Raw genomic sequence first — 23,362 nt, 5'->3', positions numbered from 1 at the left:
GAACAGTATCGAGATATTTCATCTCCGTATTGTATAAGTGAGCAACCTCTGTTGCTAATTTGGGTGGTACCGCGGAACCAAAGCCTTTCGTCCCAGTTTTTTGGGAAAGAAGGGCTTTTTTTGTTGGCTTCTTTTCACAACATCCAAACATTTTAGGAGGAAACCACCATGTATCAATCATTAATGACAGTAAGAGAGACTCAAATTGCAATTAAGGAAGTTAAAACATTTTTCGAGGACCAATTAGCAAAACGCCTTGAACTATTCCGCGTATCTGCACCATTATTCGTAACGAAAAAATCAGGATTAAACGATCACCTAAACGGTGTAGAACGTCCAATTGAATTTGATATGTTACATTCAGGAGAAGAATTAGAAATTGTTCATTCACTAGCGAAATGGAAACGATTTGCATTACATGAATATGGATATGAAGCTGGTGAAGGTTTATATACAAACATGAACGCGATTCGTCGTGATGAAGAACTTGATGCAACGCATTCCATTTACGTTGACCAATGGGATTGGGAAAAAATCGTTCAAAAAGAATGGCGTACTGTCGATTACTTACAAAAAACAGTACAAACAATTTATGGAATATTCAAAGATTTAGAAGATCACTTATTTGAAAAATATCCGTTCCTTGGAAAGTATTTACCGGAAGAAATTGTTTTCGTTACTTCTCAAGAATTAGAAGATAAATATCCAGAATTAACACCGAAAGATCGTGAACATGCAATTGCGAAAGAACACGGTGCAGTCTTCATTATCGGAATTGGTGATGCACTTCGTTCAGGTGAAAAGCACGACGGACGCGCAACTGATTATGACGATTGGAAATTAAACGGTGACATTTTATTCTGGCACCCAGTACTACAATCTTCATTTGAATTATCATCAATGGGAATTCGTGTTGATAGTAAATCACTTGATGAGCAGTTAACGAAAACTGGTGAAGACTTTAAACGTGAGTATGATTTCCATAAAGGTATACTAGAAGACGTACTACCATTAACAATCGGCGGTGGTATTGGACAATCAAGAATGTGCATGTACTTCTTACGTAAAGCTCATATCGGTGAAGTTCAATCTTCTGTATGGCCTGACGATTTACGTGCAGCTTGTAAAAAAGAAAACATTCATCTGTTTTAATAGAAGTGAGGGAATAGCTTAAATATAGAGCTATTCCCTCTTTTTTATAAAACATTACTTATTTATTACCGAGTTCTTCCGCTAAACCGATTAAAATTCCTTCGACTCCACGAATGTAGCAGAGACGATACGAGTTCTCATACTGAACTACTTCACCAACGAGCTCTGCACCATGCTTAGTGAGTCTCGATACCATTTCGTCAATGTCTTCAACGGTGAACATGACGCGTAGATAACCGAGGGCGTTTACAGGAGCATTTCGGTGATCTGATATAGTAGGTGGGGTGAGAAATCGCGAAAGTTCAATTCGGCTGTGGCCATCTGGAGTGACCATCATAGCGATCTCTACGCACTGAGAACCGAGTCCAGTTACGCGACCAGCCCATTCACCTTCGACATTGGCTCGACCTTCGAGATTCAAGCCAATCTCCTCAAAGAAAGAGATTGCGTTATCAAGGGATTCTACAACGATGCTGACATTGTCCATTCGTAGTAATTTGTTTTTTGCCATAGTCTTATCTCCTTATGTATAAAAGTCTATTATTTAATTATCCTTATAATTATACTACTAAGTAGTTACAAATTCCTTTCAGTCAAAAACACCTTGTCACAGTATAGGAAAATGTGACAAGGTGTTTTTTAATATGTCATATAGCATCGTGTTAACGAACAGCTTTTTATTTAATAGGAAGGTAATACATTAATATGATTTTTTTAGCATTACTAAATATATCAGATTAGCTCATTTGCACTAAAGGCTCAATTTTCGCCATAAATGATTGATGCAGCGCCTCAACGCCTGTTACTAAATGAAGGCGGTCAATAACGACAGACACTTTAATTTCTGATGTACTTACCATTTTAATATGAATATCTTCTTCTTTTAAAGTAGTGAACATATTTGCAGCGACACCTGGGTTAGATACCATGCCAGATCCTACGATTGATACTTTTGCTAAGTGATTTTCATGTTCTACAGATTCATAGTGAAGAGTTTCTTGATTTTGTCCCAAAACTTCTAAAGTTTCTCTTAAATCATTCGAATGAATGGAGAAGGAGAGGTGTACAGTTCCTTCATTTGTAATACTTTGAATGATGATATCTACATTAATGTGTGCTGCTGCTAATGTAGAGAAAACTGTTGAAAGCGAGCCTTGTTCTAATCCTTTAATTGTGACACGTGTAATGTTATCCTCAAATGCAATACCTTTAACGATTGATTGTTGTTCCATGTTACATTCTCCTTTTACAATTGTTCCGTTTTCTTGTTCCATACTTGAGCGAACTTCTAAAACTACATTATGATTTTTAGCAAACTCAACAGCGCGCGGGTGTAATACGCCAGCACCGAGATTAGCAAGCTCTAACATTTCGTCATAAGAAATTTCGTCTAATTTGTAAGCATCTTTTACAACTCGTGGGTCCGTCGTATATACACCTGTCACATCCGTATAAATATCACATTTTTTTGCTTTAAGTGCAGCAGCTAATGCGACAGCAGTCGTATCAGAGCCACCACGGCCAAGTGTTGTAATTTCATTTTCTACACTTATACCTTGGAAACCAGCTACGATAACAATCGTACCTTCAGCAAGATAAGATTGAATACGATCTGTATGAATGTCAGTAATCCGTGCACTACTATGTACAGATTCTGTCGTAATACCTGCTTGCCACCCTGTTAATGAAATTGCATGATAGCCTTTTGCTTGCAGTGCCATTGTTAATAATGAAATAGTTACTTGTTCTCCTGTAGATAGAAGCATATCCATTTCACGTTTATTTGGATTTTCTGTGATAGCGTTAGCGAGTGCGACAAGTTCATCTGTGCTTTTTCCCATTGCTGAAACGACAGAGACAATGCTATGACCTCGTTCATATTCTTCAATAATTAAATTTGCTACATGTTGAATGCGTTCGACGCTTCCGACAGAAGTGCCACCAAATTTTTGAACAATTGTTTCCATTACAAATTCCTTCTTTCGTCTATTTTTAAGAATAGATTAGGAAATATATAAATCCCCAATACTCCTGTAGTTACCAGAAAGACAAACAAAAAACACCATCTCAAATAAGTGAGGATGGTGCTGTTACAGGAAAAGGGAAACAGAAAACGGAGCTAATAAAAAAACCGCCAAAAAAGGAATATCATAAAAAAATGATATCTCTTTTTTGTAGATAGCTCTTCATACGTACACGTCTGTACATATGACAGTTCTGTTTCTATTCGAAAACAGCCCCAATTGATAAATGCAGAGAAATTTATCAATTTCGGCAATACTTCCTTTCATCTAAGTTCATAGACATCTCTGTGTCTCCATTAGAATACTCATAAGTATCGCAACCTCTATCTCACGTTTTAGGCGAGAGTGTTTGATTTATGAAGTTGTTGGTAACATTTGTTTTATAATAATTTAAATTTTTCGTGGAATCAAGTGTTTTATATATATTTTAAAAATTCTTTCTTTTTTGAGGAAGTTTGTGAAAAATGTAGCAAAATAAATTCATTGCATGTACATTAAACTTATAGTGCATAGGAGGTGGGGAGAATGAAAAGGAAACAGCCTATTTATGTTGCGACAAAAATGAACACGACGATGGAAAAATTATGGGAATATACGCAAGAACCAGATATACATACAGAGTGGGATGCTCGCTTTACTGAAATTTCGTATTTAGAGAAAAAAGAAGGAGAACCACAGAAGTTTTTGTATAAAACAAAGATTGGATTTGGGCTTGAAATAGTTGGAGAAGGGGAATCAATAGGTGAAATAAGAAAAGATATTTTAATGCAGTTATGCAGTTTGATGAAAACGAAAATGAAATTGTAGATTATTTTGGCGAACCACATTTACTCGTTTCTACACTGCATTTTCATATCGATGAGTTAGGGGCAATGCATATTTCTTCAAAGAAACAATGGTTTTATATGTTTGGAAGAAAAATGCCGTTACCAAAATTTTTGTATGGTGAGGCAAAAATTGTTGAAAGTTATGATGAAACACTACAATGTTTTCGAATTCATGTACAAGTACGAAACCCGTTAATTGGTTCGCTTTTTTCATATAAGGGAACATTTGTGGAAAGGGAATAGACGATATGAAAAATATAATATTTGGGCTTGCTTGCTATGTTGTTTTTCTAATATGTGAGTGGTCGAATATAAATCCTGTTGAAGCAATTATATTATTATCTGTTTTATTATTTATACCAATGTCATTTTGTATTATTGATAAAAGAAAAAGAGATGGATCGCAATTATTATTTTATAAATCCGTATCATTTTTATATCCAATCGCAGCAATTTGTGCAATGCTAGCTTTCGTCACAAATCACTATTTATTTGCGCTAGTTTGGTTTGTATATACAGGAATTGTTGCGTTATTTGGTGTAAGTAGATTGCTAGAAAGAGGATGGAAGCCGTTAGAAGAGATCGCCATAGATAGTGCGTTTATTTATTTGTTTTTAGGTGGTTGTTGGTTTTCTGCTTCAGTAGCAAAACTTTCAATTATGCATTTTAGCTCTGACATTGTTTTACTCACAGCTGCACATTTTCATTATTCGGCGTTTCTATTGCCATTATCAGCTGGTTTAATAGGGAGAAAAAGAGAAAAGAGAAGTAAAGTGTATGATGCTATTATGTTTATCATCATGATTTCACCTATGACAGTTGCAATAGGAATTACATACTCAAGAATATTTGAATTTTTTGCAGTGTTCCTATATTTATGTGCAATTTATGGGTATGGATTTTACGTTTGGAGAGCAAAATTTAATGCTATCAGTGCAAAGATTCTTCTAATCGTTTCGTCTAGTACACTCATGGTTACAATTATGTTCTCACTTATATATTCATACGGGAATTTGAAGCATGTCTTGACGATTACAATTGCTCAAATGGTTTGGATTCATGGTGTTGTCAACGGAATTGGAGTAGCGTTACCGGCATTTATCGGCTGGGTGATTGAAAAGAGTGTTCCGAATTATAAATACTATGGGAAACCAATGAGTAAGTTAAGAGGAAATGTGGCAATTGGTGAGGCTTATTTATATAGCAGCAATTTAGTAGACAGTAAGGAATACAACGGTTTAGTTGATAAAGTAAATGACTTTCATAGTGAGGCATTTGATGTGACGAAGGTTCCTTTAAGTATTATTCATTTTTATGAAAATACAGTAGAGTATGAATTGCAATCGAATATTAAATGGGCTCGTTGGTTCCGTCCGTTCGCACTTTGCTATGAGAAAATGAGTAAGCGTGTAGAACAAATACATTTAGGAATGGGCGGCAATTGGGAAACGATGCATGGCTCTATCATTAGTGTAATAGATGAGGAAGATGGAAGAGAGAATGTAAGGGCTTGGCTAAGAAAAAATGAAGCAGGTAAATCTATTTTTGTAGCTCTTTATTCAAAGCATACAAATAAGAATGAGACATATATGAATATCGCCTTACCTTTACCTTATTCGAATATGACTGGTATTTTGAAACTATATAATGATAGTCATGATTTAATTATTACCAGTAAGTTAAGAGAAAATGGTCAGGGAGATGAGGGGATTTATTTACATACTCGGTTCTTGACAATCCGTTTACCGTTAGCAGAGACTTTTATTATAAAAGAGCGCACGGATCACATACTAGAAGCTAATCATAGAATGTGGATATTTGGAGTTAAGTTTTTAGAAATTGATTATAAGATTAAGAAAGTACAGGAGAAGTAAGAAAAGCTTGGAGAGATTCCAAGCTTTTTTACGTATGTGTAATTGTTATAGCAACTTGTTTATCTAGCTCATTATCCCAAACACGTTGAATTTCAAAGGTGCCTTTTTCAAAAAATAATGGGAATCTTTCTTTAAACCAATCTTGCATAGGAAGCTTTAGTGCTGTATCGATTGGTATCCATAATAATTTGCCCTCAGGTGGGTTTAAAAGAAGTTCACCTTCAAATGAGTCTGTCCAGTAGTTAAATACCATGTACCGAACATTCCCTTTCGGATTTACATATTCATCTAATCCCTTAAAATTTAAATCCGAAACAAGTAATCCGGTTTCTTCTTTTACTTCCCTTATAGCGGCTTGAACGATACTTTCGGGAAAATCTACTTTGCCGCCAGGAGCTATGTAGCCAGGGAAACCTCGATGATTGGGTCGTTTTATGAGTAAAACTTCATTGTTGCGCTGGATCATACACATTGTATAGATCTGGTGTTCGATGTTATGTGAATTTAGAGGCATAATGATGTATTCTCCTTTGTATTTTTTTGATAATTTTACCATAACATAATTGTTTCTTATATAATTAGAAATATAATATTATAAATTTTCAGTCATATATTATGTATTCTATAGTCATTTGAAAAGAGGGGAGAGACATGCAAGGGGAAATACAAAAGGAGAAAAGTTTAGGTTATATTGGAAAATTATTATTACCAGTTAAAGTATCAACGCACTTTAAGTTTTTATGGATTGGACAATTACTCTCGGCCTTAGGTAGTTCGATAACTATGGTCATACTTCCAGTTGTTGTGTATTCATTAACTGGTTCAACAGTTGTAATGGGGATGACGATGGCAATGTACATGCTACCTAATATTCTTGCTTTACCGTTTGCGGGTTTAATTGTAGACCGAATTGATCGGGTTAGGTTAATGTTATTTACGGATATAATCCGCTGTATATTAATGCTATTACTTGCATCGCTTATATTTATGGATTTATTAACAATTACGATTTTATATATTCTCGTTGCCATATACGGGCTTATGGAAGGGATATTCCAACCAGCATATTCTGCTGTAAGGGCGAAAGTATTCGTCCCTGAAATTCGTAATGCAGCTAACGCACTCACTCAAATGAGTAATCAAGGTATACGATTAATTGGGCCAGCACTTGGTGGGTTAATCGTATCGGTTGCATCTGCAGGGATAGGTTTCGGACTAGATGCAGCAACCTACTTATTATCATTTTTATGTTTATTATTTTTAAAAGAAATTAAGTTTAAAAAAGTAAAACCCATTGAAAAGAGTAAGCTTACTTACAAACAAGAGTTTATGGAAGGTGTTTTAGTTTTAAAAAGTCATCCGTGGCTGTGGATTACAATTTTAGTTTTTTCTTTTATAAATATTTGTTATGCCGGCATTATCGTCGTATTAATTCCATGGTTATTTAATGTTCATCATCATTTTGAAGCTTACGTGTATGGGCTTGGCATGGCCTTTTCTGGTGGTGGGGCTATAATTGCCGCAGTAATATTTGGTGGGAAAGAGCGGTGGCATAAGAGAGGATTACTGGCTTATGGAGGTGTTTTAATGAGTGGCATTGCTTTATTAATTATGCCATTCATTTCTTGGGCACCCGCTTTAATATTCTTAATGGCAATTGAAGGATTTGGCATGATGATATTTGGACTCATTTGGGAAACGAGTTTACAGGAGCTTGTACCAGAAGAAGCATTCGGAAGAGTGGCAAGCCTTGATATGTTGGGTTCTTTTGCTTTATTGCCATTAGGGTATGTAGTTGTAGGCTGGTTAGCTACTGTCATAGGTGGCGAAATAACTATTATAACACTAGCTAGTTTAGTAATTTTAACAATTGGAATAGCATTGTCTGTACCGAGTATTCGTCGATTTAATTGATTATATGGGAAAAGAGGGCGATATGCATGACTATAGAAAACTTGAAAGATATAGTAACAAGGCAATTAGAGAGTAAATATATTTTGGAAGAAAAGGTCTTTGAAGCGAAAAATTTTACAGTCTATATCGCTACCAAAATAGAAAATAACTTAGCATATAATCAATTAGTATTAATAAAACATCTTTGTAATGAAAAACCGTCCATACATATTTGGCACAAAAAGATTAGTATGGAAGCAACAAAATTAGAAATCACAAAAGAAGTGACGGAAGCGATACAAGCAGGTTTCAAAAATGAAGACTAAGCCCTAAAGAAATTAGGACTTAGTCTTCATTAAATACAAATGTTTCTTTCATTTTTTTACCTTCATTTACCGGATGGCCGTTATAAGAGAAATTCTTTTCTTCCCAAGTGATCACAACTTTAAAATTATGACTATTAAAGTCTAATGGGAATACCATGTAGTCAAAGCTTGTATGACTTTTAGAAATATTTTCATTAGGTGTAGTAGGTTTAAAGGTAGCTTTAGAGGTAGGATTGTTATCAAGTATTTCCACAGATACATTTGATACATCATGACCGATGTTTTTTACGAGTAAACTATACGTATCAAATACACCTTGCTTTGGCTGGATTGCTTGCTTGTTTGAGTTATGAGATTTATCGATTTCGACATACCATTGTTTAGACTTTGACGCAATCGGTAGTGACTGAAATGTGTAAGCACTAGCTTGTATTGGTAGTGCTAAGCATAAAAGTGTAAAGAGAGTTAATATTTTTCGTTTCATTTTTTGAGTGCTCCCATTCTTTAATGGATTTACTTGTTATTATCTTCTTTTTACGAGTAAATATACCATATAATGTAAAGTTGCTATAAGAGTAGTGAATCAATATCTTATTCAATACTCTTATAGCCGGCATAATTACGTATGTAGTAAGAAAGAATAAATTTGTTTTTCTATACTTAGATTGCTGCCCTTTTTAAAAGGGCTATTTTTACGTTTTAATAAAAAGAATATACTAAGAGTTCAGTATAAATTATTTATTTTAATGTAGTTAAATGTGCTTATATATGTGAAATTAGAGAAGGAAGCTGTGTAGAGATGTTTCTACACAGTTTTTTTAGGATATGAAAAAATTACCAAAAATATGTTAAAATAACATTGTCATACAACAAGGGGGATTTGTTTTATGGAAAATGGACATCTTGCTAAAGTAGACTTAACGAAAAAAATTGAATCAAAATCTAAGTACAATAAGAAATTAGAAAAATATCAAAGGCGCTTATTAGCATTACAGCAAATTTTGAAAGAAGAAAAAATCGCGGTTATGCTTGTTATGGAAGGATGGGATGCGGCTGGTAAAGGTGGGGCAATTAAGCGGGTGACGGAACATCTTGACCCGCGTGGGTTCCAAGTAAATCCAATTGGAGCGCCTGCACCTCATGAGAAACGTTACCATTATTTGCAACGTTTCTGGCGCAAAATTCCACAGTACGGGCAAATCACCATTTTTGATCGCTCATGGTACGGTCGTGTGTTAGTTGAGCGTGTTGAAGGATTTGCTACAAAGGAAGAGTGGATGAGAGCATATGATGAGATTAATGATTTTGAAAAACTACTAACAGATGACCATTACATAATAGGGAAGTTCTTCTACCATATAAGTAAAGAGGAACAGTTAAAGAGATTTAAAGATAGAGAGAAAAATCCTTTGAAAAGATGGAAAATTACAGACGAAGATTGGCGTAATCGTGAAAAATGGGATGAGTATGTTGAAGCAATGGAAGACATGTTTGAAAAAACAAGTAAGCCAAATGCGAAGTGGCATATTATTGAAAGTAACGATAAATTGTATGCCCGTGTGAAAACGTTAAAAATCATTATTTCATTCATTGAGGATTATTTCTTAGAACATGGTATAGAATTGCCTTCTTATTATTATGAAATGAAAGAGGATATTGAAGTTTTGCAAGGTGTAGGTGTTAAAGAGTAAATAAGAAAATGGTCCTGTGAATTGGTGAAACCAAATTATGGGGCTTTTTTATTTAGAAACATTTTACAATTAACAGAATAAGGTATATAATCAATAATCATATTAACAATGTTAATATGATTATTGATTATATACTATGTGGGGGTTTTACTTTGAAGGGAAGAGATGTTGTTTTAGGTTTATTAATGGAAAAGGAATTGTCTGGTTACGATATTAAAATTGTGTTTGAAGACGTATTTACTCATTTTTTTGATGGAAGTTTTGGAATGATTTATCCAACATTACGGCAATTGGAGAATGAAGGGAAAATAAAAAAAGAGGTTGTCATGCAAGAGGGAAAACCGAATAAGAAAATGTACTTTATTACAGATGAGGGGCGTGAAGAATTTTATCAATACATGCAGACGCCTATAGAGAAGGATGTTTTACGTTCGGATTTTTTAATGAGAATGTATTTTGGCAACTATAGTGATGATGTAACAATAAAAAAATGGATTAAAGATGAAATTGAAAGAAAAGAAGCGTACATTGCAGATCTTCGATTGAAATATGAAAAGTGGAGAATAGGTATTACTTTCGTCGAAGAAATTTCACTAGATGTAGGTATTGCATCGTATAGTGCACAAGTGGAGACTTTGAAGAAAAAATTAGAAGAGTTAGAGGCGAAAGAAAACAATAAAACAGAAGAGTGAAAAACGCATTCACAATAAATAAAGGGGTATATAAAGATGGAGCAATCAAAGGGTATTAAGATTGTCTTTTTAATGTGTCTAGGTATCTTTCTTTGTATGATTGATACGACAATTATGAATATAGCTTTACCGGCAATACAATCGAGTGTAAATACTTCATTAGAAAAGATGTCTTGGGTATTAAATGTTTATACAATGACGATTGCAGTACTTGCCATTCCGTTAGGGCGGATAGCTGATATCTTTGGAAAAGCAAAGATGTATATTCTTGGTCTGGTGATTTTTGGGGGTGGATCGGTACTTTGCGCTTTTGCTAATACAGGTGATTTTCTTATTTTTTCTCGTTTTATACAAAGTATTGGGGCAGCAATTTTATTTCCAACAAGTATGGTAATTGGTGTATCAGCTATGCCGTTAGCTAAAAGGCATGTTGCACTTGCAATTTTAGGAGTAACACAAGGATTGTCAGCTGCTATGGGGCCAGTAATAGGTGGAATTATTACGCAAAATTTAGGATGGAGATGGGTGTTCTTCGTTAATGTTCCGGTTTGTATAATAGGAATCGTGTTATGTTGCATCATGCTACAAATAAAAAATGAAGAACGTATTATCTCAAAAATAGATTGGATAGGACTACTATTAAGTAGCACAGCAATTTTTTCATTTACTCTCATATTAGTAAAAGGTAATACATGGGGATGGCAAAGTAATATTGCTTTGTCTTGTTATGCAATTAGCACTATTTCTCTTATTCTATTTATTTTAGTAGAACGAAAGATTCATAACCCAATGGTGAATTTAAAGTTATTTCAAGATCGAATGTTTGTCGGAGCGTCAATCGTTGTTATATTGAGTAATTTATTTTTAATTGGAGTTACTGTATTGCTTCCAACGTTCTTGACGAAACTACAAGGTCGAACGGAAATTGAAGCGGCTTTTTTAGTGACACCTATTTCAGCGATGATATTTTTTGTCTCACCAGTTGCAGCAACTTTAATTAAAAAACTCGGAAAAGTAACTATTATTTTGTCAGGATTTCTTGTTATGGGGCTTTCCTACTATTGGTTGCAAATGATTGATGTTCATTCAACAAATATAGAAATTATTATTCCATGTATGATATTAGGTGTCGGATATGGCTTAGTAGTGGGGCCAATTACAGTTTTAAGTGCGTCTTCGTTTGAAGGAGAATTATTAACTGCTTCTCAAAGTGTTGTATCAATGTTACGACAGGTTGGAATTGTATTGGCGGTCGCAATATTTGTCTCTAACTTAACTCATAATTTAACTATAAATAAAGAAAAAGTATATCATTATGCAGAAGAAAAGGTGCGGAATATTCATGTGAATAGTACTGAGCAAACTGAAATTTTACAAATGACTAAAGAAAAAATAGAGAATCAAAGTTTAGAGTCGAATATAAATAAGAAACAAAATGCAATGACAATGGGATTAAGTAAAGCGAAAAAGGAAGAATTGATTCGCGACAAGACGGATGAAATATTAAGAAAAGTTCCAGTAGAATATAGAGATGTAAAAAGAGAAGAAGTTACGAGGCAAGTGACAAAAGAAGTTGAAAAACAAGAGGAAAGTATAAAGAAAGAGGTACTCACATTCTCGAATGATGTGAATCATTATGCCAAGAATCAGATGGCTATGAGTTTTACAGATTTATATAAAGCAAGTGTGCCAATTATTTTAATTTGTGCTTTCGTAAGTTTGTTGTTTTGGGAAGGAAAAGCTTTAAGTAAAAAGAGAAGGGGAAGATTAGTAGAAGATGCGTAAAGAAAAACAGGCTGCTATTAGCCTGTTTTTTTCATTGTTTTCTCCTTGCATATTGTGAATAGTAGTATTTTTAATATAGCATGGGATAAGTCGAGTATGATTAGAAAGTTTTTTAGAATGAAAGGGATGAATGGAAAATGCCATTGAATATGTAACGTTATACATAGTACATTAACAAGAGGGATTAATTTTAAAAGGAGGATGGGGAATTGCTAGATAAGGCAGGGGCTTTAATAGATAATCATGTGTACACAGAAGAAGAGCAACAAAAACTATACAAACGAACGTTAATAATCGTCAGCATTTCACAAATGTTTGGCGGTGCAGGACTAGCTGCTGGTATTACAGTGGGAGCACTTCTTGCGCAGCAAATGCTTGGAACAGATGCATTTGCAGGATTACCAACTGCTATGTTTACATTGGGATCAGCATTAGCAGCTTTCATAGTAGGGAAGCTTTCGCAACGATATGGACGCCGGATAGGTCTTGCAACAGGGTTTATAGTAGGTGGATTTGGAGCAATTGGTGTTGTAATGGCAGCTTTAACGAATAGCATTATTCTTTTACTTATTTCTTTACTCATATATGGTGCCGGTACAGCCACGAATCTACAAGCTCGTTATGCAGGTACAGATTTAGCAGATAAGAAGCAGAGAGCAACGGCTGTTAGTATTACGATGGTAATGACGACTTTCGGTGCAGTTGCAGGACCAAATTTAGTAGGAGTAATGGGTAGTTTTGCGCATTCAATTGGAGTTCCTAAACTTGCAGGTCCGTTCATACTATCGGCAGCAGCATTTATACTGGCGGGTCTAGTTCTTTTTGTTATGCTTCGTCCAGATCCGTTAATTATTGCTAACATAATAGAAAGATATAAACAGGAACATACATATAAAGGACAACCAATAACAGACGAAGCGAAAGAAAATAAACGAGGTATTACAGTTGGAGCAATCGTAATGATACTTACGCAAATCGTGATGGTTGGGATTATGACGATGACGCCAGTTCATATGGGACACCACGGTCACGGTTTAAGTGCAGTAGGACTTGTGATAGGTTTTCATGTAGGTGCAATGTATCTTCCATCTCTCGTTACAGGAATGTTAATTGATAAAATTGGCCGAACTACAATGAGCATAGCTGGTGGAGTGATTTTACTTGCAGCGGGTGTCATAGCTGCGATAGCGCCAAGTGATTCTTTATTACTATTAATCGTTGCTCTGTCTTTACTTGGGCTAGGATGGAACCTCGGATTGATTAGTGGTACAGCACAAATCGTTGATTCCACAACACCGTCTACACGTGCTAAAACACAAGGGAAAATAGATGTTTTTATTGCGCTAGCTGGAGCTTCTGGTGGAGCGATGTCAGGTATGGTAGTAGCGAATTCAAGTTATGCGGCATTGTCATTGGCTGGAGGCGTGTTAGCGTTATTACTTATTCCTGTTGTGATATGGTCTCGAAAAGGAGCAAGAAATTAAATGAAAAAGAGGTTCTAGTTACTGACTAGAGCCTCTTTTTGTACACTTAAATTAAATTCCACTCTACAATAAGCCCTAAATGTGTAAGACCACCACCGAATCCGTATAGTAAAAGTGTGTCTCCATTATTTAACTTTCCTTCTTTTATAGCTAAATCTAGAGCGAGTGGAATGGTGACTGAAGAGGTATTCCCCATATATTCCACGCTCGTTAATGTTTTTTGTATTGGAATTTGAGATTTTTCGCAAATAGATTCAATCATTCGTAAGTTAGCGCTGTGGGGTATGAACCAGTCTATATCATCCCCTTGCATATTTGCGTTATGTAATAAATTTTTTATGCCTTTTGGCACTGTTCGTGTTGCCCATTTATATACTTCTCTTCCATTTTGAACGATTTTTTCATTTGTTTGCAGTGGTGTGCCATTCATAGTAGTAGATAAGTTTGTTCTATATAGATGAATGCCGCCATCACCGTTTGTTCCCATGTGAGCAGCGATAAAGCTTGGGGTGTCTTCATCTCTTTCTAATAAAATAGCTCCAGCACCATCACCGAATAAAATACAGGTCGTTCTATCGGTATAATCAGTAACTTTAGATAATGTCTCTGTCGCTACGACAAGTACTTTTTCATGTGATCCAGAAGTGATTAAGCTATTACCGACGTGTAGTCCATATGTAAAACCAGCACAAGTTGCATTTAAATCAAAAGCTAGTGTATGAGGTATGTTGAAGTATTGTTGTATTTGGCAAGCAACACTAGGGAAAACGTAATCAGCAGTAGTAGTAGCGACAATGATACAGTCGACATCTTCTAAGTTTTTCTTATATGTTGTACATAAATTTTTAATTGCTTTAATGGCTAAGTTTGAGGAATATTCTTCTTCGCTAGCGATTCTTCTTTCCTTCATTCCTGTTCTTTGTACAATCCATTCATCATTCGTATGGACCATCTTTTCTAAATCGTTATTAGACAATATTTGATCTGGAACATAAGTACCAATTGCAGTAATACGAGATTTAGAATGCATAGGAACATCTCCTAATTTTTATTTTTATAACCTGATACTAATATTAGGTTATAAAAATGTCAATAAAGATTTTTGTTGTATTAAAACGATAATACTTAACTTACTATGAAGGAATTTGGCGAGTGCTGTAAAAATAATATACGAGAAGTTTCTAAAATTGATAATTGCTTTTGTTATTTTTATTGTGAGAAAAACTCGCAAAAAATGACGATTTTCTTTAGTGTGATATAGGTTGTTAAACCTTGTGAAAGCGAATTACTTATGCTACACTTTATGTAACTTAAAATGAACGGAGGGGCTTCCTTTGATCTTAATCAGATTACGTCTCAATACTTTGTGCCAATAATTGAATAGCGCTCAAAGGCTCTGTCTGTGTACAGAGTGAACGGGATTGGTCTGCCTATTTTAAAGGAACCCTTTATTAAGCTTATATGTGAAAAAGAGGGAGGGACGAATACGCCCTCTTTTTGTTTTGCCTTTATAAATAGAATGGGATTGTATAGGTGAACGCTTATTGTGGATACGTATACGATCTTGGGACTTTTTGACTATAAAATAGGATGAAAGCATAGCTTTCTTCTATTTCTTTGGTGAACCCTTATCCGTTTACGAAAACACAGGCAGCGACCTGTGTTTTTTATTTTACGTAATCGAAATGGAGGAATAAATATATGGAAGAAGTATTACAAAGAGCAGTTTTAGTTGGAGTAAATGTAGGTAATGAAGATGATTTTGCATATTCGATGGAAGAGTTAACAAATCTTGCGGAAGCTTGTGATGTAGAGGTAATTGGGCAAGTAACGCAAAATTTACAACGAGTAAATCCATCGCATTATATCGGAAAAGGAAAGATTGAAGAAGTAGCAGCGTATGTACAAGAAATAGATGCGAATATGGTCATCTTTAATGATGAATTATCTCCTTCACAAATTCGAAATTTAGAAGAGGATTTAGATTGTAAGGTAATTGATCGCACCATTTTAATTTTAGATATTTTTGCGCAACGTGCGAAAACGAAAGAAGCACAGCTACAAGTAGAAGTAGCACACCTTCAGTACATGATGCCTCGTTTAATTGGTCTTCGTGAATCGTTAGGGAGACAGAGCGGCGGCGTTGGTACGAAAAATAAAGGTGTCGGTGAGAAGAAGTTAGAGTTAGACCGTCGTAAAATTGAAGAACAAATTTCAGTTTTGAATAAAGATTTAGAAGCGCTCGTTGCCCAGCGTCAAACGCAGCGAAAGCAACGTAAGAAAAATGAAATACCTGTTGTAGCATTAGTAGGTTATACGAATGCAGGAAAGTCAACGACGATGAATGCAATGCTTGAAATTTATAATGGTACAGAAGAAAAACAAGTATTTGAAAAAGATATGTTATTTGCGACGTTAGAAACATCTGTACGAAATATTGATTTGCCAGATAATAAATCATTTTTATTAACAGATACAGTTGGATTTGTAAGTAAATTACCACATCATCTTGTGAAGGCGTTCCGTTCAACGTTAGAAGAAGTAGCGGAAGCAGATTTACTTATTCACGTCGTAGATTACGCAAATCCAAATTATGAACAATTAATTGATATTACAAATGAAACGTTAAAGAAAATTGGAGTAGAAAATATTCCAACGATCTATGCTTATAACAAATCAGATATGGTGGATGTTGAAATTCCGAAAGTACAAGAAGACCGCGTGTATTTATCTGCGAAGAAACATGTTGGAATTGAAGAGCTTGTAGAAATGATTCGTTCCCATATTTATAAAGAATATACGAAATGTGAAATGTTAATTCCATATGATCACGGACAGGTAGTTTCGTATTTCAATAATCATGCGCACGTTTTATCAACGAGTTATGAAAATGAAGGTACGAAACTAGAAGTGGAATGTAAGACGAGCGATTATGAGAAGTATAAGCGTTTTGCAATTTAATGTAAGAGGCAACCCAGTTTGTGATTGGGTTGCCTTTTTCTATAATGTTTTACTGCTGAAAGTTACAAGGATGCAAGTCAATGATGGGAGTTAAGTTATATTTCTGGAAAAAGAAATGAAAGCAGTATAGAATAGAAATGTTTCAAAAGTCAGAATTTATTACACCTACTGTAATAAATATATATTTTGTACAGAAAGGAGCGATTCACATATGCAGGCAGTTTCACAAAAAAACACAGTAGAAACACCGACAATATATCGAATATTATTTGCGATTAGTTTCGGACATTTTTTAAATGATTCGATGCAAGCAGTTGTGCCGGCGTTGTTTCCTATTTTGGAAAAAACGATGAATTTATCCTATATGCAAGTAGGGTGGATTGCGTTTGCGTTAAATATGACGTCATCGATTATGCAACCGGTGTTTGGTATGTATTCAGATAAGAAGCCGTCACCATTTTTATTACCACTCGGTATGTTTTCAAGTATGCTTGGAATGATTGGACTCGCGTTTGCACCAAACTTTATTATTGTTATTATTTCTGTTTTATTTATTGGCTTAGGTTCCGCAGTCTTTCATCCAGAAGGCGCTCGTGTTGCGTATATGGCGGCAGGTGCAAAACGAGGGTTAGCGCAAGCGATTTATCAAGTTGGGGGAAACACGGGGAATTCTTTAGCTCCTATTTTTACAGCGCTAATTTTCGTTCCACTCGGTCAAATTGGTTCATTAGGTTTTACAGCATTTGCAGCAGTAGGAATTGCATTATTAATTTTCGTATCGAATTGGTACAAAAATGAATTAGCAACCGGCGCTGTAAGAAGGAAGAAGAGAGCTGCGCTTGAGGCGGAAAATGCAATTGTAAGTACACACATTAAATTTGTTATTATACTTCTTGTTTTTCTTACTTTTGTGCGCTCTTGGTACGGTGCCGGTATCGGGAATTTCTATCAATTTTACTTAATTGAGCATTATGGTTTATCTATAAAAAATGCCCAGTATTTCGTATTCGCATTTATGATTGCTGGTGTGTTAGGCACTTTCTTCGGGGGACCGTTAGCAGATCGATTTGGTAAGAAAAACATCATCGTATTTTCAATGTTAGGTTCAGCGCCACTTGCGCTGTTATTACCACATGTCTCACTTGTGTGGGTCGTACCTTTATTTTTATGTATCGGTTTTATTAGTTCAAGTAGTTTTAGTGTAATTGTTGTATACGCGCAAGAGCTTGTTCCGGGAAAAGTAGGGATGGTATCAGGTCTAATTGTAGGTCTTGCGTTCGGCCTTGGTGCTCTAGGTGCTGTAGTACTAGGAAAGTTAGCTGATATATATAGCCTTCAGTTCATTATGATATTATGTAGTTGTTTACCGTTAATTGGACTTACTTCATGGTTATTACCAAGTGATAAGAAAACGATAGAATAGGGGATGCACTATGAAATTATGTGAAAACGTAACAGAATTAATAGGAGATACACCTGTCGTCCGATTATCTAAATTTATTCCGGAAGACGCAGCGGACGTGTATGTGAAACTAGAAATGTTTAATCCATCACGTAGTGTGAAAGACCGTGCTGCTTATAATTTACTTCACGTTGCAGAAGAAAATGGTCTCATTAAACCAGGGGATACAATTATTGAACCGACAAGCGGGAATACAGGAATTGGTTTAGCGATGAACGCAGCAGCTAAAGGGTATAAAGCGATTTTAATTATGCCAGACAATATGTCAAAAGAGCGTATTAATTTATTGAAAGCATACGGGGCAGAAGTAGTTTTAACACCAGCAGAACAAAGAATGCCAGGAGCAATTGCGAAGGCGTTAGAACTGCAAAAACAAATACCGAATAGTTTTATCCCGCAACAATTTGAAAATCCAGCTAATCCGAATATTCACCGTTATACGACTGCACTTGAAATTTACGAACAAATGGAGGGAGAGCTTGATGCTTTTGTTGCAACGGCAGGAACAGGCGGAACGATTACAGGGACTGGTGAAACGTTAAAAGAGAAATTGCCAAACTTATATATTGCAGTAGTGGAACCGAAAGGATCTCCCGTTTTATCCGGTGGTGTACCAGGTCCTCATAAACTAGTAGGAACAAGCCCAGGATTTATTCCGAAAAACTTAAATACAGAAGTGTATAACGAAATTATTCAAATTGCAGACGAAGAGGCTTTAACGACAATGAGAAACTTAGCTAGACAAGAAGGATTATTAGTTGGGCCATCTTCTGGAGCATCTGTTTACGCTGCAATCATGATAGCGAAACGTCTAGGCGTTGGTAAAAAAGTTTTATGTATTGCGCCTGATACAGGTGAACGTTATTTGAGCATGGGGTTATTTGAATAAAAAGGATAGAAACACCTTAATAGTGAATAGCTGCTATTAAGGTGTTTGTTTTATGGAATGAAGAGGGGGAGAAGAACAATGAAACTATTAAAACCAATCCATGAATATAGTGAGCATATTACGGCGTATAGACAAGCGTTTTTACACTCAGGGGAACAACCACATGGAAGTAGTTCTTTACAAAACTTTGATTCTCTTGATGAATGGTTTGAAAAAGTGAGTAAACAAGAACTAGGAGGAAATTTACTAGCTAATCGAGTGCCATCTAGTCAGTTTTTAAGTTTTGAAAAAGGGGAACTTATAGGTTTTGTGAATATTAGACATAGATTAAATCCAGAATTATTACGGGAAAGCGGTCATATTGGATATAGTGTCCATCCGAATAAACGTCGCCACGGTTACGCTACGAAACAACTACAACTTGCATTAGCTGAAGCGCAAAAATTAGGATTGCAGAAAGTATTAATAACTTGCGATAAATCCAATATCGGTTCTGCTAAAACGATTCAAAAGGTTGGAGGTGTGTTAGAAAATGAAGTAGTTTCTTCTCGTACTGGTGAAGTTATTCAGCGCTATTGGATAGAAATATGATTAAGTAGGAATTTGAAAAGGTAATGCAAGCTGTAATATCGAAATAGATAAATGAAATATAGGGGATTACTGCAATTTTAGGGGGAAATGAAATGGGATTAAAAGAGAGAGCGATAGAGATGTCAGAGATTTATAGGCAAAATCCGAAAGTAGAAGCTATTATTTTAGCGGGTTCAGTAGCTAGAAAGCTTGAAGATGAACATTCAGATATAGAATTACATATTTTATGGTCAACACCGCCGGAAGATGAGGATCGTAGGGCCCCTATTTATCATATTGATGGGAAAATATTATCGTATCATCCGTATGAGGAAGAAGAATGGTCGGAAACGTATTTAACGAAAGAGGGAATTAAATTAGAGATTAGTAACTTTTTAACAGAGACAGTAGAGAAAGTAATTTCGGATGTGGTGGATCAATATGATATAAATTATGAAAAACAATGTATTGTATCATCCATTCATGATGGTGTTAGTTTGTATGGAGAAGGGAAAGTGAATGAATTAAAAGAAAAAGTAGCGGCATATCCAGATGAACTAGCAAAACTGATGATTTCAGAAAATCTATGGTTAAGTAATCGTTGGCACAATCGAAAGGCGCTTTTAAAACGGAAAGATTGGCTTATGCTTTATGACGTTATTTGCGAAGTACAAAGGAACGTATTCGGTGTTTTATTTGGTTTGAATAAAATGTACGTACATCATCCAGCGTTTAAATGGATGCCTAATAATGTGGAACGAATGACTATTAAACCTGAAAAATTATATGAACGTATGGCGGACACATTAATAGGGAATCCAGAAAAAAGTGTGCAGGAGTTAGAGTTGCTAATAGAAGAAGTGTTGCAACAAGTTCATACATACGCGCCAGGAGTAAATGTGGATGAGCAAGAAAAATCTATTTTTTATTTTGTGAAATAGAAAATAGTAATAAGGGGGAAGTTATGGGTTTTTTTAATAGGTTTTTAAAAAAAGTTGAAAAAGTAAATGAGCAAGAAGCTACTCTTCATGAATTAAGTGAAGAATTGTATGTTGAATCACCGGTAGAGGAAGCGACTAGTTACTGGGCATCAATGGCACAAAATATAATTGTTAATGCTGTAAAAGCGGCTGACAATGATGTGGAACGTGCCTTCGTGTTATTGAATTTGAAGAAAGGTGAGGCTTCATTTGATATTTTTTATCAAATAAATGGGCAATTGTATTTCTGGGATCAGCTAGAAAATGAGACGATAAGAAATAGAATTCAGAACGAGTTGTTACCGCAAGCTCCAGAAGTTTCAAATGTAGTAAATGAGCAATTTCGTGGAGCTGATCACCCTATAATTTCGTTCGCACAATTGCAGTTTGAATGGGAAACGAAAGCCTGGTTCTCACATATAATTTGGGAAGATAGCCTTGCTGCTCAATTGCCCAAAACTCAAATTCTAAATGAATGGTTTCGTGTAATTAAAGAAGAAACGAAAAATAGACCACTGGATAGTGATGCGAAATTTTCTTGGTATCCATCAAACTCTTAAAAAATGAATACAGAGAGACAGGTTATGTTTCTAGATGATTTGTATTATTGAATAAGTATCAATAATACGTAATTCTTTTTCTATTGCCTGTTAGAATTCGTTATGTACTAAGCTACTTGTTTTCTAAACTAAAACTTATATTTCGAATTTTTAAATAGATTGTAATACATAAAAATTCGAAATATAAGTTGACACTATTTTTAATGTGTGATAAAAATGATAGTAATCAATTCGGAAAATAATATTTGGGCAATGAAAGGGTATAGTAGTGAATATCTCCCTATTTCAGAGAGCTGATGGTTGGTGTGAATCAGTATATAGATTATTCATGAAGTTCGTCCTGGAGCATCTTTCATAAATCTCATATTTTGAGGAAATGAAAGACGGTAGTTTATACCGTTATCAAATAAAGTGGTGAAGATTTTTTCACAACTAGGGTGGTACCGCGATATTTATCGTCCCTACGTATTTACGTAGGGACGTTTTTTATTTAGGTCCTAACTTTGGTGTGGCTTCATAACTAGGGTGGTACCGCGATATTTTATCGTCCCTACGTTTTTGCGTAGGGGCGTTTTTATTTAGGTGGTTTCTTAGTGTTCTTCACAACTAGGGTGGTACCGCGATATTTTTGTCGTCCCTACGTATTTACGTAGGGGCGTTTTTTTATTATTAGGGAGGAAGTGAACGTATTAGAAAAGAGTATTGATAGAACAATATAAATACCGAATTGTAACAAAGAAAAAGAGATAGAGAGGAGATTAACAAATGAATTCACAGCAATGGACATCGAAATTAGGTTTCGTATTAGCTGCAGCAGGTTCGGCAATTGGTCTTGGGGCGATTTGGAAATTCCCATATATGGCCGGCATTGGAGGAGGCGGAGCGTTCTTCCTAATTTTCATCGGTTTCACATTATTAATTGGTTTACCGCTATTATTAGCTGAATTTGTTATTGGAAGAAGTACACAAAAAGAGGCTGTTGATGCATATAGAGAGATTGCTCCTAAAACGTTATGGCCTTGGTTAGGTAAATTAGGAATTGTAACATGTTTCATATTACTTTCTTTCTACAGTGTTGTAGGAGGCTGGATTTTATTATATTTATGGAATGCGATTACAGGTAGACTATGGGAAGGAAATGGAGCATACGAAGCTACGTTTGGTGAAATCATTTCCAATCCATATTTAGCAGTTGGATCACAGCTATTATTCATCCTTATTACTATTTTTATCGTAAGTAAAGGTGTACAAAATGGTGTTGAAAAAGTAAATAAATATTTCATGCCAGCACTATTCGTTTTATTCTTTGTATTAATCGTTCGTGCACTTACGTTAGATGGTGCTGGAGAAGGAGTTCGTTTCTTCTTACAACCTGATTTCTCACATGTAACATCAGAAGTTATTTTATACGCAATGGGGCAATCGTTCTTCTCATTATCTGTTGGGGTAGCCGTTATGGTAACGTATAGCTCATACTTACCGAAAGAAGAAAGCTTACCACGTTCAGCATTTTCTATCGTAGCCTTAACTCTTGTTATTACATTACTTGCAGGACTTGCAATTTTCCCAGTTGTGTTCGCATTTGGAATGGAACCATCTCAAGGACCGGGACTATTATTTATCGTATTGCCAGCTATTTTCAGTAAAATGGCATTCGGAAAATTATTCTTCATCGTTTTCTTATTATTATTCTTCTTCGCTACGATTACATCAGCAATTTCGATGTTAGAAATTAGTGTCGCATCGTTAACATCAAAAGGTAAAGGGAAACGTGAAAAAATGGCCTTAATCGTAGGGTTATTAATCTTCGTTGTTGGGGTACCATCAGCATTATCATTCGGTATATTAAGTGATCTGAAGATTTTCGGGAAGACAGTCTTTGATTTAGCGGACTATGCAGTAAGTAACGTATTAATGCCACTTGGTGTATTATTAGTTTCTATCTTTGTTCCTTTAAAAATGAAGAAAGATGTATTAATGAAAGAGCTAGGTGTAAGTAAAAATAAAGGTTATAAACTATTCGTATTATGGTTATTCTTACTTCGTTATATCGCACCAATTGCGATTATTATCGTATTCTTAAATGTACTTGGCATTATATAAAAAGAAAGGTAGCGTATCATACAAAGATACGCTACCTTTTTATTTTGCTCTTTTTTGCAATTCATTTACTGTTACGAACTGATAGCCCT

Annotated in this window: 20 protein-coding genes, 2 pseudogenes, 1 riboswitch and 2 other annotated features (1 of these 25 only partly in view); of the genes and pseudogenes, 17 read left to right on the top strand and 5 right to left on the bottom strand. The window is 35.2% G+C overall.

Annotated features, from left to right (window positions below; all coding sequences use genetic code 11):
• Positions 1–98, top strand: a binding site (T-box leader) (it extends 161 nt beyond the left edge of the window).
• A gap of 70 nt (positions 99–168) precedes the next feature.
• Entirely contained in the window at positions 169–1,152 is a 984-nt protein-coding gene (asnA, locus tag B9A45_RS20765; protein ID WP_084064747.1) for an aspartate--ammonia ligase, read from the top strand.
• Positions 1,153–1,210: 58 nt separating this feature from the next.
• On the opposite strand, the gene B9A45_RS20760 is transcribed toward asnA, so the two are convergent.
• Together B9A45_RS20760 and B9A45_RS20755 are read right to left on the bottom strand one after the other, a co-directional pair.
• Entirely contained in the window at positions 1,211–1,663 is a 453-nt protein-coding gene (locus tag B9A45_RS20760; RefSeq protein ID WP_001107260.1) for a VOC family protein, read from the bottom strand.
• A 226-nt stretch (positions 1,664–1,889) separates the two neighbouring features.
• The gene (locus B9A45_RS20755; protein WP_058839104.1) at positions 1,890–3,119 is read right to left on the bottom strand and encodes an aspartate kinase; all 1,230 of its coding nucleotides are present in this window, start codon (positions 3,117–3,119) and stop codon (positions 1,890–1,892) included.
• Between the two features lie 204 nt (positions 3,120–3,323).
• Positions 3,324–3,510: riboswitch (Lysine riboswitch) on the bottom strand.
• Between the two features lie 191 nt (positions 3,511–3,701).
• Between B9A45_RS20755 and B9A45_RS20745 the strand changes: the two are divergent.
• The 3 genes and pseudogenes from B9A45_RS20745 to B9A45_RS20735 all read left to right on the top strand — a co-directional run.
• Positions 3,702–3,935 (top strand): annotated as a pseudogene (locus tag B9A45_RS20745) (hypothetical protein); the annotation flags it as partial.
• Positions 3,923–4,246: pseudogene (locus tag B9A45_RS20740) on the top strand (DUF4166 domain-containing protein); the annotation flags it as partial. The pseudogenes B9A45_RS20745 and B9A45_RS20740, both read left to right, overlap by 13 nt.
• Before the next feature lie 5 nt (positions 4,247–4,251).
• Positions 4,252–5,877, top strand: coding sequence for a YndJ family protein (locus tag B9A45_RS20735; protein ID WP_084064743.1), 1,626 nt, complete (start codon positions 4,252–4,254; stop codon positions 5,875–5,877).
• Between the two features lie 28 nt (positions 5,878–5,905).
• Here B9A45_RS20735 and B9A45_RS20730 read toward each other — a convergent pair whose 3' ends face one another.
• Complete coding sequence (locus B9A45_RS20730; protein ID WP_084064739.1) at positions 5,906–6,391, bottom strand: 8-oxo-dGTP diphosphatase; 486 nt, start codon at positions 6,389–6,391, stop codon at positions 5,906–5,908.
• A 137-nt stretch (positions 6,392–6,528) separates the two neighbouring features.
• On the opposite strand from B9A45_RS20730, the gene B9A45_RS20725 reads away from it, so the two are divergent.
• Together B9A45_RS20725 and B9A45_RS20720 are read left to right on the top strand one after the other, a co-directional pair.
• The gene (locus tag B9A45_RS20725) at positions 6,529–7,791 is read left to right on the top strand and encodes an MFS transporter (RefSeq protein WP_084064735.1); all 1,263 of its coding nucleotides are present in this window, start codon (positions 6,529–6,531) and stop codon (positions 7,789–7,791) included.
• A gap of 26 nt (positions 7,792–7,817) precedes the next feature.
• Complete coding sequence (locus B9A45_RS20720) at positions 7,818–8,096, top strand: hypothetical protein (RefSeq protein ID WP_084064732.1); 279 nt, start codon at positions 7,818–7,820, stop codon at positions 8,094–8,096.
• 19 nt (positions 8,097–8,115) lie between these two features.
• On the opposite strand, the gene B9A45_RS20715 is transcribed toward B9A45_RS20720, so the two are convergent.
• On the bottom strand, positions 8,116–8,580 hold the full coding sequence (locus B9A45_RS20715; protein WP_058839102.1) for a hypothetical protein: 465 nt from the start codon (positions 8,578–8,580) through the stop codon (positions 8,116–8,118).
• 403 nt (positions 8,581–8,983) lie between these two features.
• Here B9A45_RS20715 and B9A45_RS20710 point away from each other — a divergent pair, with 403 nt between their 5' ends.
• The 4 genes from B9A45_RS20710 (at position 8,984) to B9A45_RS20695 (ending at position 13,748) form a co-directional block, all read left to right on the top strand.
• Complete coding sequence (locus tag B9A45_RS20710; protein WP_000427320.1) at positions 8,984–9,787, top strand: polyphosphate kinase 2 family protein; 804 nt, start codon at positions 8,984–8,986, stop codon at positions 9,785–9,787.
• 152 nt (positions 9,788–9,939) lie between these two features.
• Positions 9,940–10,479 carry a PadR family transcriptional regulator gene (locus B9A45_RS20705; RefSeq protein WP_000678329.1) on the top strand — a complete coding sequence of 180 codons (540 nt, stop codon included), beginning with the start codon at positions 9,940–9,942 and terminating at the stop codon, positions 10,477–10,479.
• A gap of 36 nt (positions 10,480–10,515) precedes the next feature.
• A complete protein-coding gene (locus tag B9A45_RS20700; RefSeq protein WP_084064730.1) occupies positions 10,516–12,264 on the top strand; it encodes an MFS transporter in 1,749 nt (582 codons plus the stop codon).
• Between the two features lie 209 nt (positions 12,265–12,473).
• Complete coding sequence (locus B9A45_RS20695; RefSeq protein WP_000884511.1) at positions 12,474–13,748, top strand: MFS transporter; 1,275 nt, start codon at positions 12,474–12,476, stop codon at positions 13,746–13,748.
• 46 nt (positions 13,749–13,794) lie between these two features.
• On the opposite strand, the gene B9A45_RS20690 is transcribed toward B9A45_RS20695, so the two are convergent.
• Positions 13,795–14,778 carry a ketoacyl-ACP synthase III gene (locus B9A45_RS20690; RefSeq protein WP_084064727.1) on the bottom strand — a complete coding sequence of 328 codons (984 nt, stop codon included), beginning with the start codon at positions 14,776–14,778 and terminating at the stop codon, positions 13,795–13,797.
• Positions 14,779–15,449: 671 nt separating this feature from the next.
• Between B9A45_RS20690 and hflX the strand changes: the two genes are divergently transcribed.
• The 7 genes from hflX to B9A45_RS20655 all read left to right on the top strand — a co-directional run bounded on the left by hflX (position 15,450) and on the right by B9A45_RS20655 (position 23,273).
• Positions 15,450–16,709 (top strand): GTPase HflX, encoded by a 1,260-nt coding sequence (gene hflX / locus B9A45_RS20685; RefSeq protein ID WP_000393280.1) that lies wholly within the window; start codon positions 15,450–15,452, stop codon positions 16,707–16,709.
• A 211-nt stretch (positions 16,710–16,920) separates the two neighbouring features.
• Positions 16,921–18,132: an MFS transporter gene (locus B9A45_RS20680; RefSeq protein WP_001149411.1), complete on the top strand. Its 1,212-nt coding sequence runs from the start codon at positions 16,921–16,923 to the stop codon at positions 18,130–18,132.
• Positions 18,133–18,142: 10 nt separating this feature from the next.
• Positions 18,143–19,060, top strand: a complete 918-nt coding sequence (gene cysK / locus B9A45_RS20675; protein WP_000762279.1) for a cysteine synthase A — start codon at positions 18,143–18,145, stop codon at positions 19,058–19,060.
• 78 nt (positions 19,061–19,138) lie between these two features.
• A complete protein-coding gene (locus tag B9A45_RS20670) occupies positions 19,139–19,651 on the top strand; it encodes a GNAT family N-acetyltransferase (protein WP_084064725.1) in 513 nt (170 codons plus the stop codon).
• A gap of 92 nt (positions 19,652–19,743) precedes the next feature.
• Positions 19,744–20,571 (top strand): DUF4037 domain-containing protein, encoded by an 828-nt coding sequence (locus B9A45_RS20665; RefSeq protein ID WP_000523213.1) that lies wholly within the window; start codon positions 19,744–19,746, stop codon positions 20,569–20,571.
• Positions 20,572–20,594: 23 nt separating this feature from the next.
• Positions 20,595–21,170, top strand: a complete 576-nt coding sequence (locus B9A45_RS20660; protein WP_084064722.1) for a hypothetical protein — start codon at positions 20,595–20,597, stop codon at positions 21,168–21,170.
• 243 nt (positions 21,171–21,413) lie between these two features.
• Positions 21,414–21,636: a binding site (T-box leader), on the top strand.
• A gap of 299 nt (positions 21,637–21,935) precedes the next feature.
• The gene (locus B9A45_RS20655) at positions 21,936–23,273 is read left to right on the top strand and encodes a sodium-dependent transporter (RefSeq protein WP_001088187.1); all 1,338 of its coding nucleotides are present in this window, start codon (positions 21,936–21,938) and stop codon (positions 23,271–23,273) included.
• Positions 23,274–23,362: the final 89 nt, after the last annotated feature.

The sequence above is a fragment of the Bacillus sp. JKS001846 genome (genome assembly GCF_900176455.1).
GTDB classification, from domain to species: Bacteria; Bacillota; Bacilli; order Bacillales; family Bacillaceae_G; genus Bacillus_A; species Bacillus_A cereus.
The sequence above is the reverse complement of the archived record's forward strand: the minus strand, read 5'-3'. Positions and strand labels throughout refer to the sequence as shown.

Bases quoted from the DNA above. Each gene is read 5' to 3' on its own strand.
- B9A45_RS20680 (WP_001149411.1), top strand. From the start codon at position 16,921: ATGCAGGCAGTTTCACAAAAAAACACAGTAGAAACACCGACAATATAT.
- B9A45_RS20700 (WP_084064730.1), top strand. From the start codon at position 10,516: ATGGAGCAATCAAAGGGTATTAAGATTGTCTTTTTAATGTGTCTAGGT.
- B9A45_RS20755 (WP_058839104.1), bottom strand. From the start codon at position 3,119: ATGGAAACAATTGTTCAAAAATTTGGTGGCACTTCTGTCGGAAGCGTC.
- cysK (WP_000762279.1), top strand. From the start codon at position 18,143: ATGAAATTATGTGAAAACGTAACAGAATTAATAGGAGATACACCTGTC.
- B9A45_RS20760 (WP_001107260.1), bottom strand. From the start codon at position 1,663: ATGGCAAAAAACAAATTACTACGAATGGACAATGTCAGCATCGTTGTA.
- B9A45_RS20735 (WP_084064743.1), top strand. From the start codon at position 4,252: ATGAAAAATATAATATTTGGGCTTGCTTGCTATGTTGTTTTTCTAATA.
- B9A45_RS20660 (WP_084064722.1), top strand. From the start codon at position 20,595: ATGGGTTTTTTTAATAGGTTTTTAAAAAAAGTTGAAAAAGTAAATGAG.
- B9A45_RS20690 (WP_084064727.1), bottom strand. From the start codon at position 14,778: ATGCATTCTAAATCTCGTATTACTGCAATTGGTACTTATGTTCCAGAT.
- hflX (WP_000393280.1), top strand. From the start codon at position 15,450: ATGGAAGAAGTATTACAAAGAGCAGTTTTAGTTGGAGTAAATGTAGGT.
- B9A45_RS20670 (WP_084064725.1), top strand. From the start codon at position 19,139: ATGAAACTATTAAAACCAATCCATGAATATAGTGAGCATATTACGGCG.
- B9A45_RS20730 (WP_084064739.1), bottom strand. From the start codon at position 6,391: ATGCCTCTAAATTCACATAACATCGAACACCAGATCTATACAATGTGT.
- B9A45_RS20715 (WP_058839102.1), bottom strand. From the start codon at position 8,580: ATGAAACGAAAAATATTAACTCTCTTTACACTTTTATGCTTAGCACTA.
- asnA (WP_084064747.1), top strand. From the start codon at position 169: ATGTATCAATCATTAATGACAGTAAGAGAGACTCAAATTGCAATTAAG.
- B9A45_RS20655 (WP_001088187.1), top strand. From the start codon at position 21,936: ATGAATTCACAGCAATGGACATCGAAATTAGGTTTCGTATTAGCTGCA.
- B9A45_RS20665 (WP_000523213.1), top strand. From the start codon at position 19,744: ATGGGATTAAAAGAGAGAGCGATAGAGATGTCAGAGATTTATAGGCAA.
- B9A45_RS20720 (WP_084064732.1), top strand. From the start codon at position 7,818: ATGACTATAGAAAACTTGAAAGATATAGTAACAAGGCAATTAGAGAGT.
- B9A45_RS20710 (WP_000427320.1), top strand. From the start codon at position 8,984: ATGGAAAATGGACATCTTGCTAAAGTAGACTTAACGAAAAAAATTGAA.
- B9A45_RS20725 (WP_084064735.1), top strand. From the start codon at position 6,529: ATGCAAGGGGAAATACAAAAGGAGAAAAGTTTAGGTTATATTGGAAAA.